Genomic DNA, 19,109 nt, shown 5'->3' with positions numbered 1-19,109 from the left:
ATGATGCGGCCTGGACAACAAAAAACGGAGTGCAGTGATGAAAGCCATTTGTGTTACCGCCAGTCGCGACCTCGAAGTGCGCGACATCCCCACACCTGAACAGCCTGCCGCCGGCCACGTGCTGGTAGCGATGACGGCATCGGCCATCAACCATGGCGACAAGACCTTCCTGAAAATGCCGGCGGCGGCCGGTCCGCAGATTCCAGCGTCGCGCCACGACGTTTGGGGCGCCTCGGGCGCGGGCAGGGTGCTGGCGCTGGGCGCCGGCGTGCCGACCGACTACGCCGGCAAGCAAGTGGCGATCTACCGTTCGCTGACGCGCAGCGCGGACAGCGTCGGCCTGTGGTGCGAGACGGCCGCCATTCCCTACACCAGCTGCCTGATCCTGCCGGACCACGTGCATGCGAGGGACTACTGCGGCTCGCTGGTCAACGTCATCACCGCCTATGCCTTTCTTGAGGAAATCGCCGAAGCAGGGCACAAGGGCGTGATCGTCACGGCCGGCAATTCGGCCACCGGCCATGCCATGGCGGCGCTGGCGCGTGCACGGCGCATGCCGGCGATTTTCCTGGTGCGCAGCGAAGCCGCGGCCGAGACGCTGCGCTCGCTCGGCGTCGAGCACGTCATCGTCACCTCGGATGGCTATGCCGCGCAGCTGGCAACGCTGGCTGCGGCGTTGCAGGCAACCGCCGTATTCGATGGCGTCGGTGGCGAGCTGCTGGGCAACATCGCGCCGGCGCTGCCGATGAACGCCACGGTGTATTGCTACGGATTCCTGGGCGCCGCAGCGCCGGCCGCGATGCACACCACGCTGTTCATGATGAAGAACCTGACCATCCGCCGCTTCAGCAATTTCGAAAGCGCGACCGTCAAGCAGCCGGCGCGGCTGGTGGCGGCCCTGAAGGCGCTGGAACCGCTGATCGCCGATCCCATGTTCGCCACCTGGCTGGGGCAGGAGTTCAGCTACGAGCAGATCGGCGAGGCCATGGCCTACGCCTCGTCCGGCGGCCGCAAGGCGATCCTGATTGCTCAGGGAGGCAGCGTGGTGCCGCAGTCCTTGCAGTAGCGCGCGGCCGGCTCATGGCCGGCGCTGTGGCAGCTGGGGCAGGCGCGCAGCGACAGCACGCGCTGGCCGCGCTGGTGCGTGATCTCAGAACTGATGATGCCGGTCGGCACGGCCAGAATGCCCCAGCCGAGCAGCATCATGAACGAGGCGATGGTGCGGCCGATGTCGGTCTTGGGCACCAGGTCGCCGAAGCCGACCGTGGTCATGGTCGAAATGGCCCAGTAGACGGCGGTAGGTATGCTGGTGTAGCCGTTCTCCGGCCCTTCCACCACGTACATCACGGTGCCCAGCAGGAACACGATCAGGAACACCACCGACAGGAACACGAAGATCTTGCGCCGGCTGGCCAGCAGCGCGTCGCCGAGCATGCTGTATTCCTGGATGTACAGGGTCAGCTTGAGAATGCGGAAGATGCGCAGCAGGCGCAGGATGCGGATGCCCTGCACCACGTGCGCGGCCGGAATGAACAGCGACACATAACTGGGCAGGATGGACATCAGGTCGATCACGCCGAAGAAGCTGCGCGCATACAGCACCGGCCGCTGCACGCACAGGTAGCGCGCCACGTACTCGACGGTGAACAGGACGGTGAAGAACCACTCGCCGGCATGCAGCCAGTCGCCGTATTTGTCGGCGATCGGCTTGACGCTGGTGAGCACCACCACCAGCACGCTGAGCAGGATGGCGCCGATCAGCGCCAGGTCGAAGGCGCGGCCTTTCGGCGTGTCGGATTCGAAGATGATGGCGTACAGCGCGGCGCGCCAGCCGCCGGCCGGCTTGCCGAGGCGCTGGTGGGGATCGGAGGTGAGGACGGTGGTGGTGTCTTGGGCATTCATGGCGGTGCTATCTTACCGGCAAACGCCAGCGCGGCGCGTCCATATCGAAAGGGCATGGATTGTGTCACTTTCCTCATGCCTGCACGATCCGCCTTTGGGCTAGCATGAGCGCATGAAAAAAATCCTGATCGCACTGATGATGACGGCCGCCTTTGCGGCCCACGCCGACTCCTTCGTCAAAGGCGCCGACGTCGGCTGGCTGCCGCAGATGGAAGCCACCGGCTACAAGTTCTACAACAGCCAGGGCAAGGAGGAGGACTGCCTGCAGATCCTCAAGGACTACGGCATCAACACCATCCGCCTGCGCACCTGGGTGAATCCCTCCAGCGACCGCGTCAGCGGCCACAACAGCAAGGACGAAACCGTGGCCATGGCGGTGCGTGCGCGGAAGATGGGCATGCGCATCATGATCAACTTCCACTACAGCGACAGCTGGGCCGATCCGCAGCAGCAGCGCAAGCCGGCGGCATGGCAGGGCCACGACTTCCCGCAGCTGCTGAAGGATGTCTACAGCTACACCCACGAGGTGATGCGCGCGCTGAAGCAGGCCGGCGTGACACCCGAGTGGGTACAGGTGGGCAACGAAACGCCGACCGGCATGATCTATCCGGAAGGCCACACCGACAACTGGCCGCAACTGGCGCAGCTGATCAACCAGGGCTACGACGCCATCAAGGCCGTCAGCCCGGGCTCGAAAGTGGTGCTGCATCTGGACCGTGGCAACGACAGCCAGCGTTTCCGCACCTGGTTCGACAACGCCAGGGCGCATGGCGCGAAGTACGACGTGATCGGCATGTCCTACTACCCGTACTGGCTGGACGGCCGGCCCGACTACACCGCCTCGATCAACGACCTGGCCGCCAACATGAACGACATGGCGGCGCGCTACGGCAAGGAAGTGATGGTGGTGGAAGTCGGCGGCGAGGACAGCAAGCCGCAAAACACCTACGACATGCTGGTGGCCGTGCAGCGCAAGGTCAAGGCCGTGCCGGATCACAAAGGGCTGGGCGTGATCTACTGGGAGCCGCAGGGCGCGCGCAGCTGGAGCCACTACGAGCTGAGCGCCTGGGGCGACGACGGCCGCGCCACCCAGGCCATGGAGGCATTCCGCGCCGATTGAGGGTTATCGAATATTTCGAATGTAGGCAGGTAATTTTTCCGCTTTTTGATTGGGATGCGATCCCGCATAATTCATTTCAACAGGGCAGAACACCGCGACAAACCAATCGAAATTATTGAATATCTTAGGAGAAAATATTATGCCAACCGCCATCGCCCAACCAGGTAAAACGCTGATCAGCCCAACCAACCACACCCTGATCATGATCGATCACCAGTCGCAGATGGCGTTCGCCACCAAATCGATCGACCCGGTCCAGCTGCGCAACAACGTCGCGCTGGTTGCCAAGGCGGCGAAAGAATTCAAGGTGCCGACGATCCTGACCACGGTGGCGGAAAAATCGTTCTCCGGCCCGATCTTCAACGAAATCAAGGAAGTATTCCCTGACGAAGTGGCGATCGACCGCACCTCGATGAACACCTGGGAAGACCCGCGCATCGCCGAACGCGTCAACGCCATCGGCAAGGATAAAATTGTGCTGGCCGGTCTGTGGACCTCGGTGTGCATCGTCGGTCCGGCCCTGTCGGCCCTGGACCAGGGTTTTGAAGTGTATGTGATCACCGACGCCAGCGGCGACGTCTCCGACGAAGCCCACGAACGCGCCGTGGCCCGCATGATCCAGGCCGGCGCCCGCCCGATGACCTCGCTGCAATACCTGCTGGAACTGCAACGCGACTGGGCCCGCAGCGAAACCTACAACGAAACCGTGGCCACCTCGATCGCCCACGGCGGCGGCTACGGTCTGGGTCTGATCTACGCCAAGACCATGTTCAACGCTGCCGAAGGCCATTAATTCCTGGCTTGAATGAAGTCGACGAAAGCGCGTAGCGGCGCCGGCAGGTGGCGGCGGCCGGAGTAGTAGAGGAAGGGGCCGGGGAAACTCGGCCACCAGTCTTCCAGGATCGGCCGCAGCTGGCCGGAGGTCATGTAGGGCTTCAGCCATTCTTCGAACAGGTAGATGATGCCGTGGCCGGCGATGGCCGCGCTGATCGACAGGTCCGACACGGTCGGTGTGACGATCAGCGGACCGGTCGGCTCCAGGCTGAGTTTCTGGCCGTCGCGTTCGAATTCCCACGCATAGATGGTGCCGCTGAGGAAGCGGCCGCGCATGCAGGCGTGCTCCAGCAGGTCGCGCGGATGGGCCGGCGTGCCGTGCCCCTTCAGATAGTCGGGGGACGCTGCCACCGCGAAGCGTTCCACGCGCGGCCCGATCGGCACCGCGATCATGTCCTGTTCCAGCCGCTCGCCGTAGCGGATGCCGGCGTCGCAACCGCTGGCCACCACGTCGACGAAATTATTGTCCACCACGATTTCCACCAGGATTTCCGGATAGGCCTGCATGAAGCGGTTGACGATATCCTGCAGGAAAAACCGCGCCGCGCTGACCGGCACATTCAGCTTCAGCGTGCCGCGCGGACTGTCGCGCAAGTCGTTCAGCACATCGAGCGCGCTGGCCACTTCGTTCAGCGCCGGCCGCAGCCGGCCGAGCAGCAAGGTGCCGGCCTCGGTTGGCGTCACGCTGCGCGTGGTACGCACCAGCAGCCGGATGCCAAGCTGGTTTTCCAGCCGGCGCATCGATTCGCTCAGGGCCGATGCAGACTGGCCGCTGACGCGCGCGGCCTGGCGGAAGCCCTGGTGCTGGACCACCAGCGCGAACGTCGCCAGATCGGCCATGGAAGGAGTCGTATTCATCATTGTGCGGATTTTCGTACAGCCTGTGCGGGATTGACCCGATTATCACACACTATGCTTGTGGCTATGATGGCTCATCTTTCCTCAACACGGAGTTGTCATGAGCAAGCACTACACCCCCAGGAACACCGATCTGCACCTGAACCGCATCGGCTACGGCGCGATGCAACTGGCCGGCCCGCACGTCTGGGGACCGCCGAAAGACCGCGCCGCCGCCGTGGCCGTGCTGCGCGCCGCGATGGAGCTGGGCGTCAACCATATAGACACCTCGGACTTCTACGGCCCGCACGTCACCAACCAGATCATCCGCGAAGCGCTGCACCCGTACCGCGACGACCTGACCATCGTCACCAAGATCGGCTTCCGCCGCGGTGATGACCAGTCGTGGCTGCCGGCGGCGTCGGCGGAAGAGCTGCGCTCCGCCGTCCACGACAACCTGCGCAACCTGGGACTGGATGTGCTGGACGTGGTCAACTACCGCGCGCCGGGGCTGGAAGGTGCGGACGGTTCGTCCATCGCCGAGCCGCTGTCGGCCATGCTGCGCCTGAAGGAAGAGGGTCTGATACGCCACATTGGCCTGAGCAACGTCAACGCGGAGCAGGTCGCCGAGGCGCAGCGGATCACCGACATCGTCTGCGTGCAGAATCATTACAATCTGGCGCACCGCAAAGACGACGCGCTGATCGACACCTTGGCCGCGCAAGGCATCGCCTACGTGCCGTTCTTCCCGCTGGGCGGTTTCTCGCCGCTGCAATCGGATGTGCTGACGCAGACCGCCGCCGCGCTGCACGCCACGCCGATGCAGGTGGCGCTGGCCTGGCTGCTGCAACGTTCGCCGAACATGCTGGTGATACCCGGCACCTCGTCGGTGGCGCACCTGCGCGAAAACGTCGCGGCCGGCGCGCTGGAGCTGGACGCCGCCACCGTGCAGGCGCTGAACGCGATCTAAAGCGTTATTTTGCGGCCAGCCAGCTTTCGAACAGCGCGCGGTTTTCCGGCTTGGTCAGCGGATACAGGCCGATGATGCTGGCGCCGCCGCGCACCTGTTCCAGCACGAAATCTTCGTAGCGCTCCATCGGCACTGCGTCGCGGGCGATTTCGTCGGCCAGGTGGGCGGGGATGCAGACCACGCCGTCGTCGTCGCCCACCATGATGTCGCCGGGATAGACCGGCACGTCGCCGCAGCCGATCGGCGCGTTGATGTCCAGCGCATGGTGGCGGATCAAATTGGTCGGCGCGGACGGGCCGGAGCACCAGGCGGGAATCTCCAGCTTGGCGATGCCGCTGGCGTCGCGCAGGCCGCCGTCGGTGACGATGCCGGCCACGCCGCGCATCTGCATGCGCGTGGCCAGGATGCTGCCGGCCGACGCCACCGACACGTCGCCCCGGCAATCCATCACCAGCACCGCGCCGGGCGGAATTTCCTCCACCGCCACGCGCTGCGGGTGGCGCGGATCGAGGAAGGCGTCAATGCCGTCGAGATCTTCACGCGCCGGGATGTAGCGCAGTGTGAAGGCCGGACCGGCCAGCCGCTGGCCGGTCTTCAGCGGCCGCGCGCCCTGAATGAAGACGTTGCGGAAGCCGCGCTTGAACAGCAGCGTGGTCAGCGTCGAGGTGGCGGTGGTCTTCAGGGTCGCCAGCGTTTCGGCGGATACGGTGGTGGTCATGGCTGGACTCCGTTGCGTTCAAAAATGGTGTGGCTGAAGCTGATCTGGCTGCCGTCGATGTGGTTCTGGCGGTAGTACTGGTCCCACTTGGCGGGTTCGATGGTGTGCTTGCCGGTGTCGGGATCGAGCGCCTGCAGGTAGTCGCCGAACTTGAAGTAGATCTTGCGGTCATCCCCTTTGATGCGGGTGCGCTGCGTCTTGATCTCGCCGCTGGCCGTGCGCGCCGTCACCAGCGCTTCGCCGGCATGGAAGGCGATGTCTAGGTCGAAGCCCTCGCCCGAACGTACCGTGCCCAGTGCGGTCGTGACTTCCTTGCCGTCGGTGCCGAGGATGCGCACCAGGATGTCGAACACGCCGTTGCCAGCCTTGCCGTCCAGGCCCTGCTTGTCGGCCGTGTCCTGCACATAGACCTTGAGGATGGTGTCCAGTCCTTCCACATGGTATTGGGCGACGATGGTCTTGGCGCCGGCCGGCAGCGTTGGCGTCACGCGCGCGGCGAAGTGTTCGTGGGTTTGCGCGGCGCTCAGGCGCAGCTTGTCGGCGACCTTCAATTCATTGCGATAGCCGTGGCCGTGGCCGGAATCGTATTTCGACGTCAGCGCGCTGAAGTTCAGCGTGCCGGCGTACGGCGATGGATAGGGCGTGTTGCCTTCCAGCGTGAACAGCTTTTCCAGCGTTGCCTGCGGCGTGAAGGTTTGTGCGGCGGCCGGCAGCGTCATGGCGGCCAGCAACGCCAGGGCGGCGGGGAGGGCGGCCCTCATTTCAGCATGCTTTCAAGCAGCGGCTGCATGGCGTCGGCCCACAGCTGGTAGCCGGCGGCGCCGGGGTGCAGCTGGTCCGGCATCAGCGTGTTCGGAATGCGGCCGTCCTGGCCCAGGAACACGTGGTTGATGTTGAGGAAGCGGACGGTGTTGCCGTCATCCAGCTTGGCCAGGTCGACATTGATGGCGTCGATGGTCTGCATGCGCTTGGCCGCTTCGGCCACGCCGGCCTCGGTCACCGGTGCGCCTTTCGGATCGCGCGGTCCGCGTGGGAACACGCCCAGCAGCAGGATCTTGGTCTGCGGCAGCTTGGCGCGGATCATATCGACGATCTTGCGGTCGGCGGCGGCAATTTCCTCGGCCGTGTAGTCCAGGCTGTTATTGGTGCCCAGCATTAGCACGGTGACCTTGGGCGAAATGCCATCCAGCTCGCCATGCTCGATGCGCCAGATGACGTTCTGCGTGCGGTCGCCGCCGATGCCGAAGTTGGCCGGCTGGTACTTGCCGTAGTAGGCCTCCCAGATATGCGGCGCAATCTTCCAGCGCTCGGTGATGGAGTCGCCGAGGAACAGCAGGCCCACCGGGCCGCTCTTGCCGCGCGCGAGGATGGCTTCATGCTTTTTCAGGAAAGTGCCGTCGTCCTTTTTCTCGAACGCTTCCGAGGCGCTGAGCTTGGGGCCGGCGGCGTATGCGGTGAGCTGGCTGCTGGTCAGCAGCAGGGCCAGCAGCAGGCTTTTGCAGAAATTCATGGTGATCTCCTGTTTAGTTTTTCGGCTGTACGCGCACCACGGCGCCGCCCAGCCAGATGGACACAAATACCAATGGCAGCAGCAGCGCGCCAAGTATGAAGAACGGGGTGTAGTTGCCGCCGGTGGTCAGTTCCGGCACCAGCTGCATGCAGATGATCACGCCCAGCACCGCCGACGTACCGCTGAGTCCCGCCAGCGAGCCTACCGTTTTTCCCGAGAAGAAGTCGCTGGGCAGGGTCTGGATGTTGGTGATGGCGGCCTGGAAGCCGAACAGGATCACGCCGATGGCCAGCACGGCCAGCAGCGGCGTCTGCGCGGCGGCGCTGAGCAGCAGGGCAGGCAGCATCAGCAGCAGGCCGATGGCGATGACCAGCTTGCGGGCGCGGTCGACCGACCAGCCGCGTTCCAGCAGGCTGCCGCACAGCCAGCCGCCGGACAGCGCGCCGGCCGCCGCGCCGACGTACGGCACCCAGGCGAACATGCCGATCTGCTTGACGTCGAAATGGAATTTTTCGTTGAGGTACAGCGGCAGCCAGCTGACGAACAGCCACCACACCGGATCGATGAAGAAGCGCGCCGCGATCACGCTCCAGCTCTGGCGATGGCGCAGCAGCTGGCCCAGCGTCGGCACGTATTCATCCTGCACGGCTTGCACGGTCTGCTGCTGGCCGTTCAGGATGTACTGGCGTTCCTCTTCGCTGATCCACGGATGGCTGCCGGGACCGGACTTGTAGACGATCAGCCATGGCACGATCCAGATGAAGCCCAGGCCGCCGATCAGGATGAAGGTGCTTTTCCAGCCGACATAGGCGTACAGGAAAGCCACCAGCGGCGGCGCGATGACAGAGCCGAGCGAGGCGCCGGCGCCGAAGATGCCTTGTCCCAGTGCCCGTTCGCGCACCGGAAACCATTCGGCAATGGCCTTGGTTGCGCCCGGCCAGTTGCCGGCCTCGCCCACGCCCAGCATGATCCTGAACAGGCTGAACGACAGCGCCGAACGCGCCACGAAGTGCAGGGCGATGGCGCCGGACCAGACCACGATCGACAGCAGAAAGCCGATGCGCGTACCGAGCGCGTCGAACAGTTTGCCGAACAGCGACTGGCCGACCGCGTAGCCGATCAGGAACACGGTGATGATGTTGGCGTAGTCGCGCTTGTCCATGCCCAGGTCGGCCGCGATGCCCGGCCACATTACCGCCAGCGCCGAGCGGTCGATGTAGTTGATGATGGTGGCGATGGCGACCAGGGTGATGACCAGCCAGCGCAAACCTTTGATTGTTTTCATGCCTTTGTCTCCGTTATTTTTGTGGGGCAGGCGTGTCAGGCTGAAGCCAGTTGTGCGCGGGTGGGCAGGCCTTCGCAGTCGCCGCGGAACTGCACCACGCGGGCGCCGATGGCGTTGCCGCGCGCGGCGGCGTCGCTGAGCGACAGGCCGTCGAGCAGGCCGCTGATGACGCCGACCGCGAAGCCGTCGCCGGCGCCGACCGTATCGACCACCTCGCGCACCGGCAGGCCGGGGACGATGCAGCCGTCACCGCCTGCGCTGGCGGCGTAAGCGCCTTCCGGTCCCAGCTTGACGACCACATGGCGCGCGCCGCGCGCCAGATACCAGTCGGCGATGCCGGCGGCGTCCTCGCAGCCGGTGAGCAAGCGTCCTTCCGCCAGGCCGGGCATGACGACATCCGCCTGGCTGGCCAGCGCGTTGATGGTGGCGATCATCTCTTCCCGCGACGGCCACAGGCGCGGCCGCAGGTTGGGATCGAAGCTGACCAGCCGCCCATCCGCGCGCGCCTGCCGCGCCAGCGCGAACGCCAGCTCGCCGCAGTCGGTCGACAGCGCTGGCGAAATCCCCGTCAGGTGCAGCAGGCGCGCCTGCTGGAATGCGCTGCCCGGCGCTGGCATGTCCAGCAGCGACAGATGGCTGGCGGCCGAACCGCGCCGGAAATACTCCACCTGCGGATCGCTGCCGTCGGCCACCATCTGCTTGAGCATGAAGCCGGTGGGATAGCGCTCGTCCGTGCGCAGGTGGCGCAGGTCCAGGCCCTCGGCCGCCATGAACGCGCGCAGATGCCGGCCCAGGCTGTCCTGCCCCAGGCTGCTGATGTAGCCGACCTGAAAGCCCAGCCGGCTCAGTCCCACCGCCACATTCAGCTCGGCGCCGGCGGTGGCGCGCTCGAATTCGCGCACCTCCTCCAGCAGGCCGGGCTGGCGGGCGATCATCAAGGCCATCGCCTCGCCCATGGTGACTACATCGGGTATCTGCATGCGTGCGGCTCCTTAGAACTTCAGTGTGGTGGTCAGCGTGGCGGCCTTGCTGGCCGGCAGGGACAGGCGCAGCACGGAGCCGCGTTCTTCCTTTGGTCCCTTGTCGACATTGCCCGGCGGGCCGGCCGCCACCACGATGCCCGGCGCGATGACGGCTTTGGCGCCGGCGGTGGCGACATCCACTTTCAGCGATGCCGGCTGACCCGGCACGATGAAGCTTTGTGCGCTGGCCTGGGTAATGGCGCGGTCGCCATGCACTTGCGCCGTCAGCACCACCGCCTTGCTGGCGCGCAGTGTGTCGGTCACGGTCCAGACGCCGCGTGCATAGCTGAAGCGGCGCTCCAGCTTCTCCACGCCCAGTTCCTGACGGTAGGCGCCGGCCAGTTCGGCGACGATGTCGGCGCGGTCGCGTTCCAGCTTGGCGCTGGCGATGCGGATGCTGTCCAGCCGCGCGTACGGATAGTCGTGGAAGGCGTCATGGCCGCCGCCTTCGTTGGCCTGGCCCTGGTCGTCGATCAGCAGCGTGTTGCTCAGGTTGCTTTTCGGGATGCCGGCGTAGCCCATCGGACCGGTCAGGTAGCTGCCGCCGCCGAACAGGATGAAGCTGCCCGCGTCGGGATGCGAGTGGCCCATTTCCAGGTGCCAGTCGGGCAGCTTGTCGATCACGTGCGCCACGTGGTGGCCTTCCGGCGGGCCGGCGCGGAAGGCGAAGGCGGTGGCCTTGGTCGTCCAGTCGCTGCGCCAGTAGACGGTGCCGAGGTCCTCGAAATGGTGGTGCGGCGTCATGGCCGACATCGGCGACGATTTCAGCGCGGGATCGCGCCACAGCAAGGTCCAGAAATCCTCGGCGCAGACGTGGCCCAGCGATGCCATCCAGTCCGCCACGCCTTGTGCTTCCGGATTCCTGAAGCGCGCCGCCAGGCGGTACAGCAGATTGTAGTTGGAATTGAGCTTGCCGTCGGGATGCGTGCGCGCCGGTTCCTCGCCGACGCGGGAACGCGTGATCGGGCCTTCGAAGGCGTCGCCGAAGTCGTAGATGTCCTGGCCGTTCGGCGTGATCGAGTGGGCGATGTACAGGTGCGCCTTGCTTAATGCCGGCGTGTCGTACAGGTCGTCGCCGGCGGCGTGGGCGAAGGCGTCCAGCGCGTGGATGATCCACGGCATGGAGAAGATCCAGTATTCCACGCCTTCGTAGAAATAACCGTCCGGCGAGGCCACTTCCAGCACGCGGGTGAAGATGGCGCGCGACAGCGCCGCCCATTGCGCCGCTTCCGGCGTGTCGTCCCACACTGCATAGGCCGCGACGGCCAGGCCGGCGATCGGGATGAAGCAGTGGTTCTGGCTGTACGAGTACGACTTGCCCGGCTTCGGCGAGAAGTGCTTGGCCAGGATGCCGGCCTGGCGTATCAGCTTGTCGCGGTAGCGCTTGCGTTCTTCCTCGGTCAGTGCGTCGTACAGCAGGTCGTAGCCGGCGCCCAGGCCGTACAGCAGGTGGCCGGCCGCGAGGTCGATGTCCGGCTTGCTGAAGGTGTAGCCCCAGACTTCGTAGCTGACTGCCGCGTCCATGTAGCGCTTGGCCGCTTCCAGGTACTTGGCGTCGCCCTCGATCTGGTAGGCCAGCGCCGCGCCGATGATGCCGATAGCGGTGTTGTTCTGCGCGCGGCGCTTCTGCGCCGGCGCGGCGGCTGGCGCTTCGCGCATGGCGACCAGGCCGGCGAGGCCTTTCTGCCATTCGGCGCGCTGGCTGCCCTTGGCGCGCTGGCGCAGGTCTTCGAGCCCGGCCTTGGTGGTGTAGACGCGCGGATGCACGCCGCGCAGTTCGGGGCGCAATGCCGCCGGATGCGCTTTCATCAGCGTTTCCAGCGGATGCGGGCCGGACATCGCCTTGCCCTGCATGGTGCCCAGCGACTCGCGCGCATCCTGCGCCAGCGCGCTGGTCAGCGAAAACGCCGGCAAGGAGAGGGCCGCAGCGCCAAGGAAACGGCGCCGTGTGAAGGTTTGATTCATCGATGGCTCCGGAAGGGAATCAGTAGAGGCCAAGGCCGCCGTTGACCTGGATGATTTCGCCGGCCAGGAAAGCGGCGCGTTCGGACGCCAGGAACACCACCACGTTGGCGACGTCTTCCGGCGTGCCTTCGCGGCGGGCCGGCGTGCGTTCGGCGATGGCCTGGCGGTTGGCCGGCGTGTTAAAGGTGTCGTGGAAGCGGGTCGCGATCAGGCCCGGCGAGACGCCGTTGACGCGGATGCCCAGCGGGCCGACTTCCTTGGCCAGCGCGCGGGTGAAGGTGGCAATCGCCGCCTTGGAGGCCGCATAGTGCGCCGAACCCGGTCCGCCGCCGTCGAACGCCGCCAGCGACGACATGGTGATGATGGCGCCGCGGCCGCGCGGTTCCATGCGCTTCAGCGCCGCCTGGCTGATCAGGAAGGTGGTGGTGAGGTTCAGGTTCAGCGCCTCGTTCCACAAGGTCAGCGGCATTTCCGATACGCGGCAGCGCTGGATCAGGCCGCCGATGTTGGCGAACAGGATGTCGATCTCGCCGATGGCGCCTTCCGCTTCGGCGAACACCTGTTCGGCGATCTTGTCATCGGTCAGGTCGGCCTTGATGGCCTGGGCGTTGCGGCCGAGGGCGCGGATCTGCGCCACCACTTCCGCTGCTTCGTCGGCGCTGCTCCAGTAGGTCAGCACGACGTCGGCGCCGGCTTGCGCCAAGGCCAGCGAGCTGGCTTTGCCGATGCCCGAGGCGCCGCCCATCACAAGTGCGCGTTTTCCGATAAGTTCCATGGCTATGCTCTTTCAGGTAAAAGGTTGAAGAAACTACTTTGGTGGCGCCGCGGTGGACGCCCGGACGATCAGTTCCGGCGCAAACAGCTCGCCGCCCGCCGTCGCCGTGTTCGGCGCGAGGATGCGTTGCACCGCCGCGTCGGCCATGGCCTGGATCGGCTGGCGCAGCGTGGTCAGCGGCGGGTCGTTGGCGGCGGAGAAGAAAATATCGTCGATGCCGATCAGCGAAAAATCCTGCGGCAGCCGCTTGCCCAGCTGCTTGAGGCCGATGCCGATGCCGATCGCCATCATGTCGTTGATGGCGATGGCGGCGGTCGGCTTGCTGGTGGCCGATAGCAGGCGCGCCGCCGCGCTGCGTCCCAGTTCGAACAGCTGGGTGTCGCCGTGCAGGTCGGTGGGCGCCTCGGTGGCGTCGGCGATCACCAGCTCGCCGCTGACGCCGGCCGCCGCCGTCGCCTGCTGGAAGCCCTTGACGCGGTCCTGGCGGTTCAGCGTGTACGGCGGCGGCGTCACCAGCGCGATGGCGCGGTGGCCCAGCGCCACCAGGTGTTCCACCGCCTTGGTGGTGGCCGCCACGTTGTCGACCGAGATGGTGGTGATGCGTTCGTGGCTGTCGTCGGAACGCTTGATGTCGAACGCCACCACCGGGCAGCGCGCCGTCATCGCCACCAGGTGGTCGGTGTCGTTCAGCGCCGAGCCGGTGATGATGCCCTGCGCGCCGTAGGCCAGCAGGTCGGCCATCACGGCGCGTTCACGCTCCGGATCGCGGAAGGTGCTGAAGGTCATCACGTGGCAGTGGTGGCGCGCGGCGGCCGTCTCCACCGCGCAGGCCAGCGAACCGAAGAACTGATTGGCCAGCGACGGCACCAGCAGTCCCACCATGGAGGCGACGCCGGTCTTCAGCTGGCGGGCGGCGTTGTTGGGCCGGTAGCCCAGTTGCTCGATCGCCTGCTGGATCTTGCGCTGGGTGTCGGGCCGCATCTGCTCCATGCGGTTGTTCAGAAAATTCGAGATGCTGGTGGTCGATACGCCGGCCAGTCTCGCTACATCCTGAATTTTTGGTTCGCTCATGATTTCCTTGTTGAGTGTTATGCGCTCAGAACGCCACGTCCAGGCGGATCGAGGTGTAGCGGAACGCGTCGCGGGCGGGTTGCCAGCCGTATGATCTGATATCGGAGCCGCCGGCGGCCTTCTTGAAGTTCAGGAAGGAGCCGACATTGCCGACAGCATAATGGTGGTCGAACAGGTTTTTGACGCCGAACGACAATTTATATTTGCCCTTGGCGTCCTTGATCGAGGCGCCGAGGTCGAAGATGCCATAGCCGGGACGTTGCAGCGACGGGTCCTGGCTGATCGCGCCCTGCACCTTGGTCTGGGTGCGCCACTGGGCGTTGATCGCCGCCACGTAGGGCATCCACGACACCGTCGGCAGCGTGTACTCGCCGCCCATGCTGGCCTTCCATTTCGGCGCGTTCGGCATCATGCCGCCGCTGGCGTCGCGCAGGAAGGAGCCGGGCACCAGCAGGTTGGGAATGGTGCAGTCGGTGGCGCCGCTGTAGCACGGACCCTGGGTCCAGTCGCGCACCACGGCGCGGGTGTAGGCCATGCTGGCGTTGAACAGCAGCGCGCGGGTGGCCAGCACGGTGGCGTCGGCCTCGAAGCCGCGCGTCTGCAGCGACGGAATGCTGTACAGCACGCTGGCCTGGCTGCCGTCGGTGAAGCGCTCGGTGGCCGAGGTCTGGTAGTCGCGGAAGCGGGTCTGGAAGATGGCCGCGTTCAGCGTCGCGCGGTTGTTCCACAGGTTGGCCTTGAAGCCGGCCTCGAAGCTGGTGGCTTTTTCCGGCGCCAGCGGCAGGTGGGCGAACACGTTGACGTTGTTGGCGCCGCTGGTCATGTCGTAGGCCACGCCCTTGTGGCCGGTGGAGGCGGTGCCGTACACCATCATCTCTTCGTTCAGGTGATAGGTGTAGCCGAGCTTGCCGGTGACGGCGTTTTCCTTGTTCTGCGGCGCCACGTACAGGTTCTCGCCGGTGTGCACATTGTTGGCGGCGGTCGACGACAGGCTGTCGATGGTGTGGAACGAGTAGTCGTTGGCCTCGTGGTTGTAGCGCAGGCCGGCGCTCAGGCTCTGCTTCGGCGCGAAGTCCCAGTTGGTGTTGGCGTAGATCGCGTGCGTCAGGCTGCCGGAGTTGGTGTCGTAGTTGGTGTAGTTGGTTTCCTTGACGAAGGCGTTGCCGCGCAAATAGGTGCGGTACAGCGTGTTACGCGCCGCCCACAGGCCCACCAGGTAGCGGAAGTTGCCGCTGTCCGGCGAGGTCAGGCGGAATTCCTGGGTCGAGGTCTTGCTTGCCAGCGTGCCGTTGATCATCGGCGCATCGGCGATGCCGGACGGCTTGCCGGCGGCGTTGACCTGGTAATAGGTCGAGATCAGGTCGATGTTGTCGTTGTCGCGGAAGTCGTTCGACAGGTTGTTGTCCACCGAGGTGATCGAGGTCAGCGCGTGGCCGGCCAGCGGCGAGCTGTCCGGGAACAGGTAGTTGACGCGCACGCCCAGCGCGCGGTCGGTGGCTTCCAGCCCGGTCGGCGAATCGTTGCGGATCTCGCGGTTCCACTGGCTGACATGGATGCCGCGCAGCACGGCGGTGTTGGACAGCGCCGTGTAGTTCTTGTTGTACAGATAGCCGACGCCGTCGCCGATCGAGGTGATGGCGGCGGTGTTGCCGGTGGCCAGCGAATGGTCGAAGCGCGGCGTGATCAGCACGTCCAGGTCGTTGGAGATTTTCCATTGCAGCTTGGCCATGAAGGTCTTGGCGCCGGAGCCGTTCTGCATGCTGTCGTTGGTCAGGTTGTGCAGCATGCCGGGGAAGTTGGTCTTGCTGGCGTACAGGCGCAGGCCGACGGTGTCGCTCAGGCGGCCGCTGAGCGAGGCGGCGACGCGGTATTCGTGGTCGCTGGTGTCGTAGACGCTGACGCGGGTCTGCATCGGGCCGGCGCCGATCGGCTTGGTGGTCATCACCACCGCGCCGGCGATCGCGCTCTTGCCGAACAGCGTGCTTTGCGGGCCTTTCAGCACTTCGACGCGGGCCATGTCGGTCATGTCCTTGAACGCCTGCTGGGTCTGCGAATACGGGATGTCGTCAACCAGGATGGCGACGTCGCCTTCAATGCCGAGGTTGTTCGAGGTGGTGCCGATGCCGCGCATATTGATGCTGTTGGTGCCGACCTGGGTGCCGACCGACACCGACAGCGCCGGCGACAGGTTGATGATGTCGACCAGCTCGCGCACATTGTTACGCTGCATGGCTTCCTCGCTGAGCACCGAGATCGAGGCCGGCACGTCTTCCAGCCGTTCGACGCGGCGGTTGGCGGTCACCACCACCGATTCCAGCTTCAGCTGCTCGGGCGCGGCGGCCGCTGCGGCGTCGCCGGCTTGCTGGGCGTGCGCGGGCAGGGCGCCCAGCAGGGCCAAGGCCACGGCGGCAGCGATCGGGGTCAGGCGGCAGCGCGGGGCGCCGGGCGTTATTGGTCCAGTCATCATAGTCTCCGTTATCTTATATTTATCATCTGGGTACTGCAACGATTTACTGTATCGTTACAGTAACTCGGGAAAAAAAATATGGATGGAACGTATGGCTAGCGGCTTCAAATCGCTACTGTATCGATTTACTGTAACGATGCAGTAAGCATAAAGCATCGATTGCAGAAGTCAAACATTTTCGATGTTGCGGTGCGCCAGCCGCTGTTGCGTCCATGGCGGCGCCTGCCGGATATACCTTGTTACGGAGAAAGTAATCCGATAAGCTACTGGCACTTTAGCCTCCGCAGCTAGCCATACGGCCCCATCCCTGCCGTGTCCGAATATCGATGTTCTTTCGATTGGATACAAATCATGTTTGCAAACCTGACGATACGCACCCGCCTCATCGGCACCATGGCCTTGCTGGGCCTGCTCATCATCTTTATCGGCGTGCGCGGCATCCAGACGCTGCGCACCTCCAACGACGTGCTGAAGGATGTGTACAGCAATTCCATGGTCTCGATGAAGGCCATTTATGAAGCGCAGATCCAGATCGACCGCGCCCGCCTGTCGCTCGACCGTGTCGCCATGGCGCCGGACGCGGCCAACGTGCCGGAAACGCTGAAGCGCACCCAGGACTTCATCGACAACAGCGAGAAGTTCTGGAAAACCTACTATGCGCTGCCGTTCGGCGACGGCGAAAAGGCGCTGGCCGACAAGGTCGCCGCGCAGCGCGAGGCGCTGGTCAAGGATGGCCTGATGGTGGCGATCAAGGCCATCAACGACAGGAACAAGCCGGAAATCGAGCGCATGATGCTGAGCGAAGTCACGCGCCTGTTCCGCCTCTACACCGACAGTTCGGAAAAGCTCAGCACCTACCAGCTGGACGCCTCGGCCGAGCAGTACAACCAGAGCCAGGCCGCCTACCAGCGCAACATGGCGCTGGCGATCGCCGCCATCGTGATCGGCATCCTGCTGGCCGCCGTCTCCGGCGTGCTGTTGCTGCGCGCGGTGATGGCGCCGCTGAACCAGGCCATCGGCTACTTCCAGGCCATGGCGCATGGCAACCTGTCGAACCATATCCAGCTGGGCCGCAAGGATGAGATGGGCGAGATGATGGAAGGCCTGGCGCAGATGCAGGAACGCCTGGCCGGCACCGTGCGCAGCGTACGCGAGGGCAGCGACGCCATCGCCACCGCCAGCAGCGAAATCGCCGCCGGCAACCTGGACCTGTCGCGTCGCACCGAGCAGCAGGCCGCCAGCCTGGAAGAGACCGCGTCGTCGCTGGAGGAACTGACCTCCACCGTCAAACAGAATTCGGACAACGCGCGCCAGGCCAACACGCTGGCCTCGTCGGCGTCCGACATCGCCGTCAAGGGCGGCGAGCTGGTGACGCGGGTGATCGACACCATGGGGTCGATCACGCAATCGTCGGACAAGATCGCCGACATCATCGGCGTGATCGACGGCATCGCTTTCCAGACGAATATTCTGGCGTTGAACGCGGCGGTGGAAGCTGCACGTGCGGGCGAGCAGGGCCGTGGCTTCGCGGTGGTCGCCACCGAGGTGCGCAACCTGGCGCAGCGCTCGGCGGCGGCGGCCAAGGACATCAAGGCGCTGATCACCGATTCGGTGGAGAAGGTCGGCAGCGGCAGCGCGCTGGTCAACGAGGCCGGCACCACGATGGAAGAGATCGTCACCAGCGTGAAGCGCGTGACCGACATCATCAGCGAGATCAGCTCGGCCGGCCGCGAGCAGGAAGTCGGCATCGAGCAGATCAACACCGCCGTGGCCGAGATGGATACTGTCACGCAGCAGAACGCGGCGCTGGTGGAGCAGGCCGCCGCCGCCTCGCAGGCGATGCAGGAGCAGGCCGCCAGGCTGGCCGAGATGGTAGCGGTGTTCCAGGTCGAAGGCGGCAATATCGCCGCCCGCAAGACCGCTTCGGCGCCGGTGCGCACCGCAGCCCGCCCGGCGCCGGCGGCACCGGCAGCGCGCAAGCCGGCGCTGAAGGCGCCCAAGCCTGCTGCCAAACCGGCCGCCGCCGCAGCGCCACGCAAGGCGCCAGCCGACAACAGTCAGGAATGGGAAGAGTTCTAAATAAAAAGGGCCTTGCGGCCCTTTTTATTTGATGACGTTTATTCTTCCAGCAGGCTGCGCAACATCCACGCGGTCTTCTCGTGGACGTCCAGGCGCTGGGTCAGCAGGTCGGCGGTAGGCTGGTCGTCGCATTCGTCGACCACCGGCAGCAGCTTGCGCGCGGTGCGGGCGGTGGCTTCCTGCGCGGCCACCAGGTGGCGCACCATGTCCAGCGCGACCGGCACGCCTTCCACTTCCTTGATGGTCGCCAGCTTCGAGAACTGGGCGTAGGTGCCGGGCGCCGGGTAGCCGAGCGCGCGGATGCGTTCGGCGATCTGGTCCAGCGCGGTCCATTGTTCGGTGTACTGCGTCATGAACATCTGGTGCAGCGAGTTGAACATCGGACCTTTGACGTTCCAGTGGAAGTTGTGGGTCATCAGGTACAGCGTGTAGCTGTCGGCCAGCAGGCCGGACAGGCCAGCCGCGATTTTCGCGCGGCTTTTATCGGTCAGACCGATATCGATCTTGATTGCTTTAGCCATCGTGTCGCTCCTTGGTTAGTCTTGGACTCAGTC

17 protein-coding genes are annotated in these 19,109 nt (G+C 65.1%); 5 read left to right on the top strand and 12 right to left on the bottom strand.

Going from position 1 to position 19,109, the window contains the following annotated elements; genetic code table 11:
• The first annotated feature begins 37 nt into the window (after positions 1 to 37).
• Entirely contained in the window at positions 38 to 1,066 is a 1,029-nt protein-coding gene (locus tag GJ698_RS28280; RefSeq protein ID WP_154361186.1) for a zinc-binding dehydrogenase, read from the top strand.
• On the opposite strand, the gene GJ698_RS28275 is transcribed toward GJ698_RS28280, so the two are convergent.
• Positions 1,030 to 1,902 (bottom strand): ion transporter, encoded by an 873-nt coding sequence (locus GJ698_RS28275; RefSeq protein WP_154361185.1) that lies wholly within the window; start codon positions 1,900 to 1,902, stop codon positions 1,030 to 1,032. The genes GJ698_RS28280 and GJ698_RS28275 overlap by 37 nt on opposite strands.
• Positions 1,903 to 2,014: 112 nt before the next feature.
• On the opposite strand from GJ698_RS28275, the gene GJ698_RS28270 reads away from it, so the two are divergent.
• Together GJ698_RS28270 and GJ698_RS28265 are read left to right on the top strand one after the other, a co-directional pair.
• A complete protein-coding gene (locus GJ698_RS28270; RefSeq protein ID WP_154361184.1) occupies positions 2,015 to 3,022 on the top strand; it encodes a glycoside hydrolase family 53 protein in 1,008 nt (335 codons plus the stop codon).
• 139 nt (positions 3,023 to 3,161) lie between these two features.
• Positions 3,162 to 3,815 (top strand): hydrolase, encoded by a 654-nt coding sequence (locus GJ698_RS28265; protein WP_154361183.1) that lies wholly within the window; start codon positions 3,162 to 3,164, stop codon positions 3,813 to 3,815.
• Here GJ698_RS28265 and GJ698_RS28260 read toward each other — a convergent pair.
• Positions 3,812 to 4,717 carry a LysR family transcriptional regulator gene (locus GJ698_RS28260; RefSeq protein WP_229260202.1) on the bottom strand — a complete coding sequence of 302 codons (906 nt, stop codon included), beginning with the start codon at positions 4,715 to 4,717 and terminating at the stop codon, positions 3,812 to 3,814. The genes GJ698_RS28265 and GJ698_RS28260 overlap by 4 nt on opposite strands.
• 97 nt (positions 4,718 to 4,814) lie before the next feature.
• Between GJ698_RS28260 and GJ698_RS28255 the strand changes: the two genes are divergently transcribed.
• Positions 4,815 to 5,663, top strand: coding sequence for an oxidoreductase (locus tag GJ698_RS28255; protein WP_154361182.1), 849 nt, complete (start codon positions 4,815 to 4,817; stop codon positions 5,661 to 5,663).
• A gap of 4 nt (positions 5,664 to 5,667) precedes the next feature.
• Here the strand turns inward: GJ698_RS28255 and GJ698_RS28250 are convergent, their stop codons facing one another.
• From GJ698_RS28250 to GJ698_RS28210, 9 genes are read right to left on the bottom strand one after another with little or no spacing between them, the layout of a single operon-like run.
• Complete coding sequence (locus GJ698_RS28250) at positions 5,668 to 6,381, bottom strand: ribonuclease activity regulator RraA (protein ID WP_154361181.1); 714 nt, start codon at positions 6,379 to 6,381, stop codon at positions 5,668 to 5,670.
• Positions 6,378 to 7,142, bottom strand: coding sequence for a polysaccharide lyase family 7 protein (locus GJ698_RS28245; protein ID WP_154361180.1), 765 nt, complete (start codon positions 7,140 to 7,142; stop codon positions 6,378 to 6,380). Before GJ698_RS28245 ends, GJ698_RS28250 begins: the two co-directional genes overlap by 4 nt.
• On the bottom strand, positions 7,139 to 7,891 hold the full coding sequence (locus GJ698_RS28240) for a GDSL-type esterase/lipase family protein (RefSeq protein ID WP_154361179.1): 753 nt from the start codon (positions 7,889 to 7,891) through the stop codon (positions 7,139 to 7,141). The genes GJ698_RS28245 and GJ698_RS28240 overlap by 4 nt, the downstream gene beginning before the upstream one ends.
• A gap of 13 nt (positions 7,892 to 7,904) precedes the next feature.
• Positions 7,905 to 9,176: an MFS transporter gene (locus GJ698_RS28235; protein WP_154361178.1), complete on the bottom strand. Its 1,272-nt coding sequence runs from the start codon at positions 9,174 to 9,176 to the stop codon at positions 7,905 to 7,907.
• Positions 9,177 to 9,211: 35 nt separating this feature from the next.
• Entirely contained in the window at positions 9,212 to 10,156 is a 945-nt protein-coding gene (locus GJ698_RS28230; protein ID WP_154361177.1) for a sugar kinase, read from the bottom strand.
• Between the two features lie 12 nt (positions 10,157 to 10,168).
• Entirely contained in the window at positions 10,169 to 12,163 is a 1,995-nt protein-coding gene (locus tag GJ698_RS28225; protein WP_154361176.1) for a DUF4962 domain-containing protein, read from the bottom strand.
• A 19-nt stretch (positions 12,164 to 12,182) separates the two neighbouring features.
• Positions 12,183 to 12,938 carry an SDR family NAD(P)-dependent oxidoreductase gene (locus GJ698_RS28220; protein WP_154361175.1) on the bottom strand — a complete coding sequence of 252 codons (756 nt, stop codon included), beginning with the start codon at positions 12,936 to 12,938 and terminating at the stop codon, positions 12,183 to 12,185.
• Positions 12,939 to 12,971: 33 nt separating this feature from the next.
• Positions 12,972 to 14,009, bottom strand: coding sequence for a LacI family DNA-binding transcriptional regulator (locus tag GJ698_RS28215; protein ID WP_154361174.1), 1,038 nt, complete (start codon positions 14,007 to 14,009; stop codon positions 12,972 to 12,974).
• A 25-nt stretch (positions 14,010 to 14,034) separates the two neighbouring features.
• Positions 14,035 to 16,473, bottom strand: coding sequence for a TonB-dependent receptor (locus GJ698_RS28210; RefSeq protein WP_166454956.1), 2,439 nt, complete (start codon positions 16,471 to 16,473; stop codon positions 14,035 to 14,037).
• 354 nt (positions 16,474 to 16,827) lie between these two features.
• On the opposite strand from GJ698_RS28210, the gene GJ698_RS28205 reads away from it, so the two are divergent.
• Positions 16,828 to 18,555, top strand: coding sequence for a methyl-accepting chemotaxis protein (locus GJ698_RS28205; protein WP_154361172.1), 1,728 nt, complete (start codon positions 16,828 to 16,830; stop codon positions 18,553 to 18,555).
• A gap of 38 nt (positions 18,556 to 18,593) precedes the next feature.
• On the opposite strand, the gene GJ698_RS28200 is transcribed toward GJ698_RS28205, so the two are convergent.
• Positions 18,594 to 19,076: a Dps family protein gene (locus tag GJ698_RS28200; RefSeq protein WP_154361171.1), complete on the bottom strand. Its 483-nt coding sequence runs from the start codon at positions 19,074 to 19,076 to the stop codon at positions 18,594 to 18,596.
• Positions 19,077 to 19,109 lie beyond the last annotated feature (33 nt).

Source organism: Duganella aquatilis (assembly GCF_009674565.1).
GTDB classification, from domain to species: Bacteria; Pseudomonadota; Gammaproteobacteria; order Burkholderiales; family Burkholderiaceae_D; genus Rugamonas; species Rugamonas aquatilis.
The sequence above is the reverse complement of the archived record's forward strand: the minus strand, read 5'-3'. Positions and strand labels throughout refer to the sequence as shown.